This window comes from Aureispira anguillae (assembly GCF_026000115.1).
Lineage (GTDB): Bacteria > Bacteroidota > Bacteroidia > Chitinophagales > Saprospiraceae > Aureispira > Aureispira anguillae.
The window spans coordinates 4,222,033-4,238,007 of record NZ_AP026867.1 but is presented as its reverse complement, the minus strand read 5'-3'; the positions used below and the strand labels follow the sequence as shown (position 1 = coordinate 4,238,007).

At 35.4% G+C, this 15,975-nt stretch carries 13 protein-coding genes; 6 read left to right on the top strand and 7 right to left on the bottom strand.

What is annotated here, in order from left to right:
* Positions 1-447 precede the first annotated feature (447 nt).
* The 3 genes from AsAng_RS16655 to AsAng_RS16645 all read left to right on the top strand — a co-directional run bounded on the left by AsAng_RS16655 (position 448) and on the right by AsAng_RS16645 (position 4,661).
* On the top strand, positions 448-1,509 hold the full coding sequence (locus tag AsAng_RS16655) for a methyltransferase (protein WP_264788238.1): 1,062 nt from the start codon (positions 448-450) through the stop codon (positions 1,507-1,509).
* A 171-nt stretch (positions 1,510-1,680) separates the two neighbouring features.
* Positions 1,681-2,862 (top strand): acyl-CoA dehydrogenase family protein, encoded by a 1,182-nt coding sequence (locus tag AsAng_RS16650; RefSeq protein WP_264788237.1) that lies wholly within the window; start codon positions 1,681-1,683, stop codon positions 2,860-2,862.
* Positions 2,863-3,131: 269 nt separating this feature from the next.
* Positions 3,132-4,661 carry a T9SS type A sorting domain-containing protein gene (locus AsAng_RS16645; protein WP_264788236.1) on the top strand — a complete coding sequence of 510 codons (1,530 nt, stop codon included), beginning with the start codon at positions 3,132-3,134 and terminating at the stop codon, positions 4,659-4,661.
* A 407-nt stretch (positions 4,662-5,068) separates the two neighbouring features.
* Here AsAng_RS16645 and AsAng_RS16640 read toward each other — a convergent pair whose 3' ends face one another.
* Entirely contained in the window at positions 5,069-5,296 is a 228-nt protein-coding gene (locus AsAng_RS16640) for a hypothetical protein (RefSeq protein WP_264788235.1), read from the bottom strand.
* 336 nt (positions 5,297-5,632) lie between these two features.
* Between AsAng_RS16640 and AsAng_RS16635 the strand changes: the two genes are divergently transcribed.
* The 3 genes from AsAng_RS16635 to AsAng_RS16625 all read left to right on the top strand — a co-directional run bounded on the left by AsAng_RS16635 (position 5,633) and on the right by AsAng_RS16625 (position 7,485).
* On the top strand, positions 5,633-6,043 hold the full coding sequence (locus AsAng_RS16635; protein WP_264788234.1) for a hypothetical protein: 411 nt from the start codon (positions 5,633-5,635) through the stop codon (positions 6,041-6,043).
* Positions 6,044-6,299: 256 nt separating this feature from the next.
* Positions 6,300-6,743 (top strand): hypothetical protein, encoded by a 444-nt coding sequence (locus AsAng_RS16630; protein WP_264788233.1) that lies wholly within the window; start codon positions 6,300-6,302, stop codon positions 6,741-6,743.
* Positions 6,744-7,041: 298 nt separating this feature from the next.
* Complete coding sequence (locus AsAng_RS16625; RefSeq protein WP_264788232.1) at positions 7,042-7,485, top strand: hypothetical protein; 444 nt, start codon at positions 7,042-7,044, stop codon at positions 7,483-7,485.
* A gap of 157 nt (positions 7,486-7,642) precedes the next feature.
* Here AsAng_RS16625 and AsAng_RS16620 read toward each other — a convergent pair whose 3' ends face one another.
* From AsAng_RS16620 to AsAng_RS16595, 6 genes are all read right to left on the bottom strand, one after another.
* Entirely contained in the window at positions 7,643-8,743 is a 1,101-nt protein-coding gene (locus AsAng_RS16620; protein ID WP_264788231.1) for an SMP-30/gluconolactonase/LRE family protein, read from the bottom strand.
* Between the two features lie 141 nt (positions 8,744-8,884).
* A complete protein-coding gene (locus AsAng_RS16615; RefSeq protein ID WP_264788230.1) occupies positions 8,885-11,440 on the bottom strand; it encodes a patatin-like phospholipase family protein in 2,556 nt (851 codons plus the stop codon).
* 34 nt (positions 11,441-11,474) lie between these two features.
* Positions 11,475-12,725, bottom strand: coding sequence for an SH3 domain-containing protein (locus AsAng_RS16610; RefSeq protein WP_264788229.1), 1,251 nt, complete (start codon positions 12,723-12,725; stop codon positions 11,475-11,477).
* Positions 12,726-12,957: 232 nt separating this feature from the next.
* Complete coding sequence (locus tag AsAng_RS16605; protein WP_264788228.1) at positions 12,958-14,562, bottom strand: FAD-dependent monooxygenase; 1,605 nt, start codon at positions 14,560-14,562, stop codon at positions 12,958-12,960.
* A 322-nt stretch (positions 14,563-14,884) separates the two neighbouring features.
* Positions 14,885-15,214 (bottom strand): DUF721 domain-containing protein, encoded by a 330-nt coding sequence (locus AsAng_RS16600; protein ID WP_264788227.1) that lies wholly within the window; start codon positions 15,212-15,214, stop codon positions 14,885-14,887.
* A 22-nt stretch (positions 15,215-15,236) separates the two neighbouring features.
* Positions 15,237-15,818, bottom strand: a complete 582-nt coding sequence (locus AsAng_RS16595; protein ID WP_264788226.1) for a hypothetical protein — start codon at positions 15,816-15,818, stop codon at positions 15,237-15,239.
* Positions 15,819-15,975: the final 157 nt, after the last annotated feature.

Here is a 15,975-nt window from a genome sequence, read left to right as displayed (position 1 = left end):
AAGAAAATAGTTAAAGAATTGTTCCTATAGAATACCTAAACAGGGATAAATAAAAGGATTTGATCTATATAAATTTCTGAGTAGACGATTTTTTTTCTTAAAAGAGCCTCATTATAACTAAGATCCGTAATAGTTATTTACCTTTGTTGGCTATTCTTAAATCGTTTTTTGAGATATGTAACAAAGCAGAATGGCTTAAATTTATAATTATTAGTTTTGCTGCGTTACTTAAGGTGTCATGTTTTTATAATTGGAGTTTAAGAGGGAGGAGGAGCTTAAATCTTTAGTGATTTTGAGTAATATGTTGTGTGTTTATACTTAAAAAGAGAATGACTTACTACATATTAGTTAACAGTTGATTATCGCTACCCTCAAATAAATAATAAACTAGGTTGTTATTGGACATTATTGCACCGATATAAATCAAGAAACTTAAAATATAAATATATGTCTAAACGAATGTCTGCTTTGGAAGCAAAGTATGAAGCACAGAAAATTGCATTTGCACCTATTTACTTTCATGCTGCTGTCTCACTCAAAGAGTTGGGTATACTAGATGTCATTGCTAGGTCAAGAACAGGGCTTTTTTTGGAAGAAATCATTGAGCAAACAAAATTATCAGAATATGGGGTCAAGGTTTTATTAGAAGCGGGGTCTTGTATTGATTTGGTAGAACAAACAGAAGAAGGCAAATACTTAGTAACTACAGTAGGGCGTTTTATTCGTTCGGATAGAATGACAGAGGTGAATATGAATTTTGCGAAGGATGTTTGTTATGAAGGGCTAACGAATCTAAAGGAGTCAATTGTTACAGGGAAACCTGAGGGGCTAAAAGTTTTTGGGGATTGGCCAACGGTTTATGAAGGGTTGTCTCAATTGCCTGAGCAGGTAAAAAAATCTTGGTTTGAATTTGATCATTTTTATTCAGACGATGCGTTCCCACATGCTTTGGAGTTGGTGTTTAAAGAACCTGTTAAAACCTTGTTTGATATTGGTGGTAATACTGGAAAATGGGCAAAAGCGTGTTGTGAATACAACAGCGAAGTAAAGGTTAAAATGCTCGACTTGCCTGGGCAGTTGAATGTTGCCAAAGAAAATATAGCCAAAGAAACATATAGCGATAGGGTCAGTTATTTTGAAATTGATTTATTAGACGATCAACAAGCGATTCCTAAAGGAGCAGATACGGTTTGGATGAGTCAGTTTTTGGACTGCTTTGGCTCAGATGAAATTTTATCTATCTTGCAACGAGTATATGAAGCAGTTGACGACCAGGCTTTTGTCTATATTTTAGAGCCTTTTTGGGACAATCAACGATTCCCTGCTAGTGAGTTCTGCTTGGTAGGAACTTCTCTTTATTTTACTTGCATTGCCAATGGAAATAGTAAGATGTATCATTCTGAAGAAATGAAAAAAATGTCCGTAGATACTGGTTTTGAAGTGGTTGATACGTTTGAATTGATTGGAGATTCCTATCATACTTTATTAAAACTCAGAAAAAGAAACTAAATACATTGCCCTTTAAGTTTTCTTTAAATTTATCTATGTGTGCTTTTCAGCGTTTAAAATTGCTGAATTTCCGACTAAAAATTTAATTAAAATTTTATCTTTGCAGGGCAAATCCTTTTTACTAACCAGTAATAGCCAATTAGGAGCTATACGATATAGAACACAAGGTTTATGAATTTTGAACTGACCGAAGAGCATTTAGCGGTAAAAGAAGCTGCTCGTGATTTTGCACAACAAGAATTATTACCAGGCGTTATTGAGCGTGATTCTAAAATGATACATGCTACTGAGCAACTCAAAAAAATGGGAGAGCTTGGGTTTTTAGGTATGATGGTTGACCCTAAGTATGGGGGAGGAGGAATGGACGCACTTTCTTATGTATTGGCAATGGAGGAGATTTCTAAGGTAGATAACTCTTGTTCTGTATGTATGTCTGTTAATAACTCATTGGTATGTTGGGGATTAGAAGAGTATGGTTCTGAGGAGCAAAAACAAAAATACCTAACTAAATTAGCTACTGGCGAATGGATTGGTGCTTTTTGTTTGTCTGAACCAGAAGCAGGCTCTGATGCTACCTCTCAGCGTACAACAGCAATTGATATGGGCGACCATTATATTTTGAATGGTACCAAAAACTGGATTACCAATGGTGGAACGTCAAGCGTACATTTGGTTATTGCTCAAACAGATGTAGAGAAAGGCCATAGAGGTATTAATGCATTTATTGTAGAAACCGATTGGGAAGGTGTTGTGATTGGTGCCAAAGAAGATAAATTAGGCATTCGTTCATCGGATACACACACAATTATGTACAATGATGTAAAAGTACCTAAGAAGAATCGTATTGGAGAGGATGGTTTTGGGTTCAAATTTGCTATGAAAACCTTGTCAGGTGGTCGTATTGGAATTGCTGCACAAGCTTTGGGTATTGCTGGTGGTGCTTACGAATTGGCTTCTGCTTATGCTAAAGAGCGTAAGGCCTTTGGTAAACCAATTATCAAGCATCAAGGGGTTAGCTTTAAATTGGCTACTATGGCTACTGAAATTGAAGCTGCCAAGATGTTGGTATATCGTTCTGCTTGGTTAAAAGACCAACACATGGACTATGATTTGGCAGGATCTCAAGCTAAATTATACGCTTCTGAAGTTGCTATGCGTACCACTGTTGAGGCGGTACAAGTACATGGCGGATATGGTTTTGTAAAAGAATATCATGTAGAGCGTTTGATGAGAGATGCTAAGATTACTCAAATTTACGAAGGAACTTCTGAGGTGCAACGCATTGTTATTGGCAGATGCAATGAGAAAGGACAATTGTATGTTCCTGTTACCAATTTGCAAAAAGTTCATTAGTCTATTGTTTTAGAACTAATAACACGATAATAATTAAGTGCTGTTCTCTCAGAGAATGGCACTTTTTTTTTGATAATGACTAATATTAGCTAAATAAAAATAGGTCAAACGTTAGCTAAAATGATACCTTCATAGCTTGATTGGCTTCATTCGTTAGATTGTTGGTCGATTCATTTTTTTTTACCTAAAAAGATCATTTTTCTCCCTTATCTTTGGAGTTGATACGACTTATTGATGCGTATGATTTTATAAACTCTAAAAGATAGAAAATGAGAACATTAATACTATTATTAGCGACCTTCTACTACACCCAAACACAGGCGCAATACATTCATATTCCCGATGCCAATTTCAAAGCAGAGTTGATTGCCAACAATGCCATTAATACCAATGGAGATGCCGAAATTGATAGTGCAGAAGCGAAGCATTATCAAGGAGGAATTGATGTGGGGTCCACATTTACCAATTCAAAAAATATTGCTGACCTTACAGGAATAGAGGCTTTTGATTCAATTACTTCCTTAAATTGCAATAGAAATCAGTTGACAACACTAGATTTGACGCACAATACCCTCTTGCAGAATCTAGATTGTTCTAAAAATCAGTTGACTACGCTGAATATTACGGGCTTAACAGCTCTTAATTATGTGACCTGCCGTGAAAACCAATTGACTTCTTTGGATGTAAGTGCTTGTCATGGTTTGACCGCTGTAAGATGCAGCGACAATTTATTGACAACATTGGATTTGCCCCACAATACTATAGGTTTTAATGAAATTAATTGTAGCAATAACCAACTAACCGCCCTAGACGCCAGCAACAATTCAAATTTACAGGTAATTTATTGCGAAAATAATCAATTGACTACCTTAAACATTGCTAATACGGTTTTGCATACTTTATACTGTGCCAACAATCAATTGTCAAGTCTAGATGTGAGTACGCATAGTTTATTGATAACCCTATCTTGTCCTAATAACCAAATTGCAAGCCTAGACATCAGCAATAATCTTGATCTGGGGGCATTAGTCTGTAATCATAACCAATTAAGCAGTTTAAACCTAAGTACGAATACCAATTTATTGTCTGTTAATTGTGATACCAACTCACTAGCAAGTTTGGATTTAAGCGCAATCGATAGCCTTACCTTTTTGAGTTGTGCAGGCAATCAACTAAGTAATTTGGATGTAGCCAACCATACTTGGATTAGTTCTATTAATTGTAGCGACAATCAACTCACTTCATTAGACTTGACAACCAATACCGCCCTAGAGTTATTAATTTGCCCAATGAACCAAATTGTATCTTTAGATGTAAGCGGCAATGCCAATTTGATGTATTTGCTTTGTGCGGGGAATGCCTTGGCTTATTTGAATGTAGCGAATGGAAACAATACGGCTTTTGCGGGGATGATTTCACTCTTTAATCCTAATTTAACTTGTATTGAAGTGGATGATGTTTCTTATGCTACAGCCAATTGGTCGTCTTTTGTAGATGCTACGGCATCTTTTAGTACCAATTGCCCTGTTTTTAATAGTGTGGATAGACTTTCATCGGCTGCTCCAGTAATGGAAGCGTTTCCTAATCCAACTACAGAAAATTTAAACCTTAATTTGGATAAAATATATGAGGAAGTAATAATAAAGGTTACCAATGCCACAGGAACAACTGTTTGGGTACAGAAATACACCAATGCCAAAGAATTGACTTTAAATCTGAAGACGCTAACAACAGGTGTTTATGGTATAACTGTACAAACTCAAGTAGGAACGTCAAGCTTAACAATTATCAAAGAATAGTGTATTTAGTACTTTTTGATGTTTTTCAAAAATAGAGTACAGGGTAGGTCATTGGTTTGGCTTACCCTATTTTATGGCGTGTGGGGGAGGTTCTCTCATTGGTATTTGAGAAAGTAGTTTTAGTTAGAACCTTAGTATATACGAGGTGCTTTTAGAACAATAGCAAGACCGTATCTCAGTAGCGTATAATTAGAGCCTCTAATGACACAATAACTAAAGCGCTCTAAAATATAATTTTAGAGACGCTTTAGTCAATAGATTGTGCAGCTAAAAATGGTGGGACAAAACATTGAAATTTTGCTAAAACACAAGCTATTATTTAACTAAATTAGCAGCTATATAGATGATAAATATAGTTAAATTCGTGAAAGAGGATCGACGATAGGACGGATACAGTATGTTGATAATTATGGAGTTAAATGAGTTATGTTACGAGCCCTTTTAGCATCTCGTTGCTCTGTTAGGCGTCGTATAGCATCCCAAATATATGGAGACTTTCGCCTTCCATTAAGGGTTTTCCAAAACGTCATTCTAGACACTTCTAATACACGGCAAAGGTTTCCGATGTCTCCATACTCTAACTTTGCTTTTAATTTTTTCTGCTCCTTGGTTAGCTTCACTTCTGTTTTTTTCATAGATTTACATTTCTGTCTATTATAGGACATTAAGTGGCAATCATGCTCAATTTATCAATAAGAACAAAAGGCATTAAATAAACAAAACCAATTGTTTATATGCTGTAAATAGTGTGGGTACTCTGAATACTACAAAAACAAAATAACCCTAGTCGTTGCTCTTTCTGTAACAAAAGAGCAATAGCCATCATTTACTTAACCATATTTGAAATATTTATAAATTAAAGATTGCCAATTAAGTGAGGATCGTATTTATATATTTAAAAATACAAATAAAGATTAATGTTTTGAAATTAATGTAAAAATTTTAACAAAATATTAACATTTTAAATTTCAATGAAAGAAGCAGATATTAAATTACATCGTCGATTAATTGCGGTCTTGAATTATTTAGATTGTGATAAAAATAAAAGGAAATTTGCCAAGGGATTGGGGGTTAATAGCCAAAATATATCTAATATTTACAATAATAATACGATCCCTAAATTGAACTTAATTTCAAAAATTGCGACTCAATATCCCAATCAAGTTAATTACCATTGGTTATTAACAGGAATGGGGAAAATGTTGGATAATACAGTTGGAATAGAAAAGGACGGCAGCGATTATAATCGTACTAATGAATTGGAAATAGCTTACTTAACGGAGTTGAAGGAAAAAAATCAACTCATCATAGCCCTACAAAGTGACTTAAGTAAAGCACAACAAAAAGCCATTGATCTCTTAGAAAAAAATCTAAAACAGTAATCTATTTTAGAGGCAACTTCTTTACTCCCTTACAAAACATCAAGTAACCTAGCACTGCTAAATTTGTCGCAACAGATTTAGCTTTTATCTTTTTATGCTGGTCTATTCGCTTCACTACTGCATTTTTTTCATATATTTACATTTGTTTCTATTGTTCTCTATTGATGTAGAGTTGTTTACAGTTTAATTGAAACAATTGATTGAATTTTTGAAAAAAGCATAAGAATTAACACAAGAAAACAACAATTTTGATTTGATGAAGGAAGCAGATGTAAAGCTACATAAGCGACTAATTGCAGTACTAAATTATCTAGAGTGCGATAAAAATATAAGCAAATTTGCGAGAGGCTTAGGAGTTAATAATCAGAATATATCAAATATATATAAGCGAAAAACAATTCCTAATCTAAAGTTGATGGAAAAAATTGCCACTCATTATCCTGATAAAGTAAACTATCATTGGTTGCTAACGGGTACAGGTGCGATGATAAAAGATGTGGTAGAGGTTGATGTAAAATCTAGAGCTAAAGATATTATCCATGACCGCATCGAAAAGTACAAAAGCGAAATAGAGTGCAACCAAAATTTGTATTTATTAAACTTGCAAAAAAAGGACGAACAAATCATTCGTTTACAGCAAGAGCTAAGTGCTACTAAACAAAAGACCATCGACCTTTTAGAAAAACAGTTAGAGCAATAACTACAAATTTACAGCAATTCAAGGTCTAATGCCATCTAGATTTTATACTGGGTTAGCGCTCAGTTTGTCCTTTTTTTAACTCCCTTTTACAAATATGATTCTGTTAAATTAGAGAGAACAGATTTAGCCTTTAGCTTTTTGTGTTCGTCTATACCTGCACTACTACTTTTTTTCATATATTTACATTTGTTTCTATTATTTTATATTGATGTAGAGTTGTTTACAGTTTAATTGGAACAGATAATTGATTTGAAAAAAGTACAAGCATTCATAAAAGAAAACAACAATTTTTGGTTTGATGAAGGAAGGAGATATAAAGCTACATAGTCGACTAATTACAGTTCTAAATTATCTAGGCTGTGATAAAAACGTAAGTAAATTTGCCAGAGGCTTAGGAGTTAATAGTCAGAATATATCCAATATTTATAGACGAAAAACAATACCTAACTTAAATTTAGTAGCAAAAATTGCTACTCATTATCCTGATAAAGTAAACTATCATTGGTTGCTAACAGGTACAGGTGTTATGATAAAAAATGTAATAGAGGTTGAGGCTGATCCTAGAATTAAGGATATGATTCAGGATAGGGTCAAGGAATACAAAAACGAATTGGAACGCAGCCAGAACCAACATTTATTGGACTTACAGAAAAAGGATGAATTGATTATTAGTTTACAACAAGAGCTGAGTGCAACCAAGCAAAAGACGATTGAGCTGCTCGAAAAATATTTGGAGGGATAGCAACATTCAGCGTCTAAAACTAGCCCTAGAATAACTGCATAATAAGCATTCGTATACACAGAAATTACGAAGGAACAATTAAGGCGATGCTTTTAGATGCTAACCCCTGTCAAAGCTTGATAGGAGCTAGCATTTTAATGTCAAGTCAAAAAGGCGGTTAATCAAATTGATACTTGCCAATGTGATCTGTCAAATCTCCACCTAGGTATAGTATTCCATTGTGTTCTTCTATAGAACTTGCCTCAGAAACACGTTGACCAGTCGTATCATAAAGTGTTTGGAGTATTTCTCCTGTTTCGCTTAAATGCATAATCATCCCAAAAGCTTCTTGTTTGGGTTGTAACCAAAGCGGGATACCATAGACAAATTTTTTCATTCCAATTTTGGGCTGTAGATCATCTAGCACATCGCTTCTTTGAGTTGTGAATCCCAGCCAAAAACTGCCATCTTTTCTTCTCGAAATACCATTGGGTAAGCCTGGTAGATTGTCAATGAATTGGTCAATTTTTCCTTTTTTCTCGCCTTTTAGCCAATATCTTAAAATTCGATATTTGGCTAGATCCACCATGAGTACAAAATCATCGTTTTTAGAAACAGCAACACCATTGCCAAAAAAAGAACTATCAATTAAGGTTTCAACCTTTAAGGTTGTAGGATTGTAGCGATAAAGCCCACCATCGGGTTTTACTTCCAATAGAATCTTTCGAGCATTGCGCCTACTAAATCGCAGTTGAGAAGAAGTATTCGAAAAGTAAATCATACCATCAGAGGCAATGTCTACATCATTGGGCATCAAAATAGGGCGCCCCTTTTCGTCTTTATTGGCAAGAACTTGGATATTTCCTTCTGGATCAATACGGATTAATCCTCTTTTTTGATCGCAGGCAATAAGATTTTCGTTTTGGTCAAAATGTAAGCCTGTAACCCAAGCCCCTGTATTGCAAAAAGTAGAAATAATACCTTGAGTATCAATTTTTAAAATTCTACCACTTTCAAAATTGGTCCGTTTAGGGTGTACGCCACAATATAAATTGCCCTTTTTGTCAACAGCAATATCTTCTGGACCATACCAGCCTTCTAGGTCAATCCAAGTGGTGGTACTTAATAATTCATTTTTGGCAATTGCTCCCTTAAAAGCAGGTTTGTTGGGCGGAGTCCATGCCAGTGGTTTCAGGCTACAAGCTTGCACTAGTAGGTTGGCAAAAAAGCCAAATGTAAGGATTGTAAATGTTGTTTTGGCAAAAAAAATAACTTTCATCTGTTTTATATTTTTAGTGAAATACAAATAAAAGCTACTAAGCAAGCAACTGCCTTAACATTTGTTAGGAAACGATTTTTTTGAGGATTAACTTTTATTCAGGCTAAAAATAAAAGGAAATAAGTCGTCTATTAGAGCATCCTAGTCTAGCCATTTATCTTTGCCCCAAAGATGCTGATCAAGAGGTGAAATATCCGAAATAAGCTCCCAATTTTTAGCCGACAACTCCTTATAGCCAGGAGTATTTAATCCTGCTCGAACATCTGCTACAAAAATAGGATTCGGAGACAAATAAGCATCACTATTGAGTGACATGGCAGGTAATTCTATGCTCAATACAGCAATGTCCTCAAAAAACTTAGATTGGTCAATGTAAACACTTTGCATAAAATTAGTATGAGTACCTTTCCATTGTTCCTCTTCAAAATCATAAAACAACTTAGTAATTAGATAATAATCACCGTGAATAGCGGTTGCTTGCAAGCTTTTTTTGTTGGCTGTTGTTCCGTTAGGAGAGAAGCCTTTGAGCACATAAAGATCACTCGAAATACGAATTCTAAATTCAAAACTACTTGTATGGGCATTGCCATGTAGGTTGCTATTGACAAAGTTTTGAACAGATTCATTCAAATAGCCACCCAGAAAGGGCATAAGCGTAGAAAAACCACTAGGAACCATTTCTTTTACCCGTTTAACAATCGAAGTCCGAACATTATTTTTGAGCAGGTGATCAAATTGGCTGTAATCAAAGCGAGGAGGGCAGGGGAGTTGTTGTTGTTTATCGGCAATTAAATTCAATTCTTGCAAAATGCGCTTTGCGCAATATTTTCCATAAGCGACTTCATAACTACTTGCTTCTACAGAAGCAAAGCCTGTAAAACCAGCCATTCCTTTTCCTGGAAGTGGCATTAGGCGAAAGCCTTCACCTTTTTCATAAAAGTTAAACGGAGCAATTGGAATTAATTTGGTATGCGATGTTTTTCCTACCAAATTCATAGCAATATCTAAGGTCAAACAAGACAAAATAAATACCCAATACCCAATATGTTCTAATTCCGAAGGCGTTGGTAAATAGACAAATTTATTGATTTCATCTACCAAGAAACGCTCATCTTCCAGTGGGATATAATTGTCTAAAAAATCATGCTCCTCTTTAATAATACGCAAAAATTCATGTTGTATCTGCAAGGTATTATCTGGCAAATTAAGCTTAGAGCGAACCTTACTTAGTTCTGCCATCGCAAAATTTCGCATGCTGACAATTTGCTGATCGGAGGGGATGCCTTTGATCGTCGCACGATAAAATTGACGCATTTGTTTGCGATGCTCAAATTGATCGAGTATGGCAGATATTTTCCCAACTTCTATGCTTTGAGCCTCATTGAGAATTGCGCCCAAAATATGCGTCATACCACTAAACAAACGCAAAACGGTTGGTTTGGTCGAGACTTTTGTTTTGCTAGAAAAAATAGATCGCCCAATACTTAGTTTCTCATGTGCATGAATCTTAAATTGATTTTCTAGCTCTGTTACATCAGGATCAACAAAAATGAGTTGCCGTTCAAAATTTTTATTTTCATTCGTGGTATCAATATAAGAGGCCAAGCGCATAGCTTCTTTGACGGGTTCATTATTAAATAAGCCGCCATCTACGTAGGTAAAAGGATAGCTTGTTTTATGTTTGAGTTCATCGGCCCATTCGGGACCAAATTCGTAGTTATAACGATTTAATACAACAGGTTCAAAGGCAAAAGGAACCGCAGCAGAAGCAATTGCTGTAGCTGTAATTTCTCGCCAAACATCATTGTTAGCTAAATTTTTCACTTCTTTTTGATAGCGAGTACCTTTGTTGTCTTTTTGTTCCAATATAAGATCCGCTCCTTCGTGATATTGTACCCAACGAAGGGGATAATAACGGCCTTCATTGGCCTTGATGGGCGTAAAATTAAGATCAAAAACTCTCAGTTCGCTATGTATTCTATCTACAGAGCTGTCATTAAGTGCTTGTATCAATGAAGGTTTTTTATCGTCGCTAAAATGCGTTCGTTTAGATTTTTGGAGGGTATGGCTTAGATTGGCCAACGTACAGCCAAACAAAATTCTATCTCCTAATAAGATGCGATTTTTTAATCGTTCAGCACTTGGAATTTGAAATTGAAATAAATCAACCCCCAATTGATCTACAATGCCTCTATCCATGAAACTCGGATTTTCGGTTAGATCTTTATCAAAAGATCCCGTTCCCAAAAAACGATCTACATCGACCTCTTTAGACCAAACCTTATCTTGGAACTCCTGAATAGTCTGTGCGGCCAGTAGTTGCTCATATTTCTCAGGATATTGCATTTTTAGTTCAATCAGCTTCCCCTCAAATTGTTTTGATAGTTTTTGTTCCAAGGCTGTTTTCAACTCTTGATACGAACGATACCCCAAAAAACGGTATTTGTCTTTTGGATTGACCAAAAAACGCAGCATAATCGCTAAGGAAATCGCCCCTGCACTAGCCCCACTAAAAACATCAATCTCTACCTTTTCATAAGGTGCATAGATAGGTTGATTGTTTGCGTCTTTTTTTCCTGTGTCATATTGACCATACACAATTTGTTGCTTAATGGCTTCGGAAAGTGCTGCTCCAGAAAAGGTGCCAAGCGATACTCCGCCCCCCATTATAAATCCTAATCGTAATATTTTTGCCATTGTGTTGTTTGTTTGGGTCAAAAAAACGTTCTATTTAAGTTGATGCTTGTCCTTCAAAGAGATTGATTACGATGTTATTTTGAGTGTAATTACCAATCATTTGGCGGCGTGTCTTTAGCGCTACTCTATCACTTGTGGTAAAAAAAGGATACTGTCGTTCAATAATGGCATCCAGTTCACTTTGAATGGATTCTAAAGATAACCAATAATGATTAGAGACCGAAATATCATCTACAATTGCTTGCTTTAACGCAATAATTTCTTGCTTAAAATAACCATTGCTATTGCTGTCTAATGCCGCACTAATTTTTTCTAGTACCTTAGAATGTATTTGGCTGCCCAAAAGACTGCAAGTGGTTGTGCTATCAATTGGCAATTGCCAACCATAAAAATGAAAAACAATACTGTCAGAAGGATAGCTTGCTAATAAAGTCTCTATAAATTGATCGTCTTCTGTGCCAGTGGTTTTTAAACTAAGTGCTTGCCAACGTTTTAAATCTCTAAATAAATAATAGCGGTGCTGCTCAGGAATATAATGAACAATTAACCCATCCATTAATTCGTTGAGCCAAAAGAAATTGGGCAACTGGCTTTTGTTGCTAGCATGAAGGTGGATTGCAATTTGATGTTCTAGGCTATCTTTGATGCTTTGGGCTCTAGAATACAAACTACGAAAACCAGGTGTGGTACTGGTGGATTGCAGTTCTTTTTGGTAGATCGAAATTTGTTTTGCCAAGGATTGCCCAAATAGCGTAACGACTCGTTGATCCAAGGTTTTTTCTTTTAGTTGACGCTGTTGCCTTGCATCAAAATTGATACAGCCACCATAAACCCAGCCCATTTTATTATTGGCTAAAATAACTCGTAACCAAGGTTCATTATAAGCAATCCCCTCTAGTTTAATAGCCGTATTAAAATTGCTAATTTTATTCGTAAATATAAGACTATCTCCTTTGACTAAGCGAGCAATTTCGGTTGCTTCTATTGAAGGATTTTCCCTGATAATAGCCTGTTCTGTTATAATAACTAGGGAAATAGGATGACCTTGAATCGAAATAACAGCAGGTGAAGAATTCGAAGTTTGGGTACTATCTATTGGCGCTGGATCTGTTTCGTTAGAACTGTTTTGGCAGGCAGCAAAAAATAAGGATAAGTAGATGGACAAAAGTAGTATACTATTAATTGACCTGTATTTTTTTAGACTAGGCAAAAACTGAAGCTTTAGCGGGCTAAAGCGAAGATTTTTAACGCAGTTAGGGTGGAAAAAGACGCTCAATTTACTCATAATTATTTTTGCCCATTTACTTAGTAGAAAGGAATACAGCAGTAGTTTTAAATTGTTCAATCCATTTAAATTTTAGTGAATAGGATTGAAGTTGCAAAATAGACAGCTGCTTTGTCTGCCGTCTCTATTTTACAACTTCACAATCTAATTTATGGAATTTTTACGAAGGAATGATTACGAATGCTAAATTTTTAAGTGCGGAACAACAAGTGCATTTGTTGAGTCATTTAGTTTATAGTAGAATTAAATTCAAATAATTTTCCAAGGCTTGTTGGTCGTTGATTTTTCCAATATAACCTATGTAATTATCGGGACGAACAATAAATAGGAGCGATTGATCTAGGTCTAATTGTTGGAAAACAGCAGTATTTTCTGCCCGTTCTGAAATAATATGGGTTTGAAATAGATTAGGATAGCGATCATCTAGGTACTGTTTTAAATCTTGAACAACAGCGTCTAATTGCTTATCGCTAGCTTTAAGCCAAACAATCGCATGAAAAAACTGTTCGCCTAGTCGATGATATAGACTTTCTTGTTGAGCGGTTGTTGTATTATAAACCTTAAGAAAAGGCAGGCGATCGCCAGGATGAGGAGCTTTTTTGCTCAAATAAACAGCTCCCACAGCAATGGGACTCTCTGGGTAACTAATTCCAGTTTGTGAGACAATGCGAAATGCACGTTGCTGTACTTTACTAATGCCCATCAAGCGACTGATTAAAAAGGGCATGATATTTAGACGAACCCAATTGATGAGTGTGCCTTTTTTTACAACACTCGTAAATGCTCGATCCGTTGTATTAACAAGCTGATTGGCAAAAGGCCATCGTTCTTTATGATAGCTGTCTAATAAGGTCTTTGGAGCTTTATTGGATACGACTAAAGCCAATTTCCAAGCCAAATTATAGGCATCTTGTAATCCTGTATTCATTCCTTGACCGCCAGCAGGACTGTGTACATGAGCGGCATCTCCTGCAAAAAAGACAGGACCCATCCTAAAATTATCAATACAGCGATGATGAACTCGATAAACAGAGAACCAATGCGTTTTTCCAAAGGTCAAATCTAAGTGTTGCAACGCTTGAATATTTTGTTGAATATCTTCAAAGCTAATGTCTTTTTTATCATAAAAATGCTCAGGCAAAATACCAACCAATCGAAAGCGAGTTCCCTTTTCATCTGTAATAGGAAAAAATGCGGTAAAATTATTATCCGCCAAATTCATATGCAAGCTATTATGATCTTTCTCCCAGTTGACCTCTGTATCCACGACATAAAATACATTTTTGTAGGTATCTCCCTTGAAAGGGATATTTAAGGCATGCCGAACAGGACTACGACCTCCATCTGCTGCAATTACCCAATCAGCGTGAATGTGCTCTTCGCTACCATCTTGTTTTTTTATGCAAACATAAGCTCCATTTTTCTGTACCTCAAAATGAGTCATTTCTGTCTGCCATTCTACCTTACCTCCTCTAGATTGGATGTATTCATGAATAAGTTCTTCATTGCGGCTCTGTTCTAATATGAATAAATAGGGAAAGGGAGTAAAATTGATCCCAGCTTTTGATAGGGGCATCGTCTGTACATATTGTCCCTTTGCCATAATTTGTACTTCTTTAACTGCTAAACCCAATGAGATAGCCTTTTCTGCAATTCCCATTTGATCATAGATTTCCATGGTTCGGGCTTGTACGCCTAGTGCCTTAGAAAAAGCAGTAGTGCCTTTTCTTTTTTCTATAATTCGGTAAGGAATATTAAATCGTTGTAGTTGGGCGGCAGCCATCAAGCCAGTGGGACCAGCTCCAATAATGATGACGGGAATTTTGGATACATTCATTTGTTTTTTGTTTTAGAAGGATTACTACTTCATGAAGAATTGCAACCGCTCCACAAAGTATTAGATGGTTACACCATAAGAGAAATAAATGCATTTTACTTAATGTTATACGTAAAGCAAAAATATAAAATTGGACTGAATACATTGGAGTGTACAAAAGTACTCTTTCTCAATTTTTGAGAAAGAGTACTAGAGGCATTAAGGATCTCTTTAGATATACCAAATCTCTATTAATTAACGATAATTAATATAAAACAAAAAACAGATATATGCCTTTCATTTTCAAAGAAAGGAGGATAATATTCAATGAAAGACCGTTTGTTTACCAAATCATAACTGCTTGGATAAAATCATGTCCAATTCCTTCATTGATAAAATTTTTGATTTTTTCTTTAGAAAAAGAAATTTCCTGTCTCAATGACGAAGAGGATATCGTAATATAAAGCTTTCGATTTTTGACATAAATATTTTGAGTGTAACCACTGATCGTGGGACCCATTGTTTCGTGCCATAATTGTTTTGCACGAGCTTCAAAATATTTGTCTTGGATGCCATAAGCCTTTAACATACGCAAAACTACATTACCAACAGGCTCATCATTGGTCTTGCGATAACGAAGTTTTTGGTTTTCTTTTTTGATGTCAAAGTTCATGTGCAATCTGCTGATGTTTAGACTAGTTATAAGAGAATTTTTTTTCTACAAAAGGAGCCATCCAGTCTAAAAAAATCTCTTGATAATACTCTTGAGCATTATCGACTAGCCGCTCTGCTGCAAAATTAGTAGAAATTGGTGATAGATGACAATACTCACGTAACCATTTTTTATATTTTCTCAAATTAGGACTTGGTTCGTAGTTTTCTTCATCTTTATAATAATAAACGCCATCGTCATCAACCATAGGTTCTACATCTAAACTAATCAGTTGTAAAAGTTCTAATAAATTACGGGTTACGACATGGTAATCACCTTCACTGCCAAAGACAACAATTGGTGCATTATTAATATCATGGTTTTTGTTTAACCAAATAGCGTAAAAAGAACCAACGTGGTCTGCTTGTGCAAAAGGAATCAGTTGGTTTAGAAAATCAGGCTCTTGGGACCAAGTGCTCAACCCATACTTATCATCTATAATCAGTGCAAAACTTTCAGAATAATCATCTCTGATCGCATTGTTATTTTCAAAAGTTAATAAATCGACTAGAATAGTAGGGGTGGCATAGCCAAGAGAATTTTGGGTATACTCTTTAAAAGTCATATTATCTTACTTTGATTTGCGTTTCTTGTAAGTTACCAAAAATCATGAAACATAGGTAATAGAATCTACGAAAATTTCCTATTTTCGTAGGATTATTATTGAGAAGATCAAAACTGCTATTGTTTTGGGAATTTATTTTTAACATAAAGATTTAGGG

Coding starts and splice junctions, on each gene's coding strand:
- AsAng_RS16655 (WP_264788238.1), top strand. CDS start 448: ATGTCTAAACGAATGTCTGCTTTGGAAGCAAAGTATGAAGCACAGAAA.
- AsAng_RS16650 (WP_264788237.1), top strand. CDS start 1,681: ATGAATTTTGAACTGACCGAAGAGCATTTAGCGGTAAAAGAAGCTGCT.
- AsAng_RS16645 (WP_264788236.1), top strand. CDS start 3,132: ATGAGAACATTAATACTATTATTAGCGACCTTCTACTACACCCAAACA.
- AsAng_RS16640 (WP_264788235.1), bottom strand. CDS start 5,296: ATGAAAAAAACAGAAGTGAAGCTAACCAAGGAGCAGAAAAAATTAAAA.
- AsAng_RS16635 (WP_264788234.1), top strand. CDS start 5,633: ATGAAAGAAGCAGATATTAAATTACATCGTCGATTAATTGCGGTCTTG.
- AsAng_RS16630 (WP_264788233.1), top strand. CDS start 6,300: ATGAAGGAAGCAGATGTAAAGCTACATAAGCGACTAATTGCAGTACTA.
- AsAng_RS16625 (WP_264788232.1), top strand. CDS start 7,042: ATGAAGGAAGGAGATATAAAGCTACATAGTCGACTAATTACAGTTCTA.
- AsAng_RS16620 (WP_264788231.1), bottom strand. CDS start 8,743: ATGAAAGTTATTTTTTTTGCCAAAACAACATTTACAATCCTTACATTT.
- AsAng_RS16615 (WP_264788230.1), bottom strand. CDS start 11,440: ATGGCAAAAATATTACGATTAGGATTTATAATGGGGGGCGGAGTATCG.
- AsAng_RS16610 (WP_264788229.1), bottom strand. CDS start 12,725: ATGAGTAAATTGAGCGTCTTTTTCCACCCTAACTGCGTTAAAAATCTT.
- AsAng_RS16605 (WP_264788228.1), bottom strand. CDS start 14,562: ATGAATGTATCCAAAATTCCCGTCATCATTATTGGAGCTGGTCCCACT.
- AsAng_RS16600 (WP_264788227.1), bottom strand. CDS start 15,214: ATGAACTTTGACATCAAAAAAGAAAACCAAAAACTTCGTTATCGCAAG.
- AsAng_RS16595 (WP_264788226.1), bottom strand. CDS start 15,818: ATGACTTTTAAAGAGTATACCCAAAATTCTCTTGGCTATGCCACCCCT.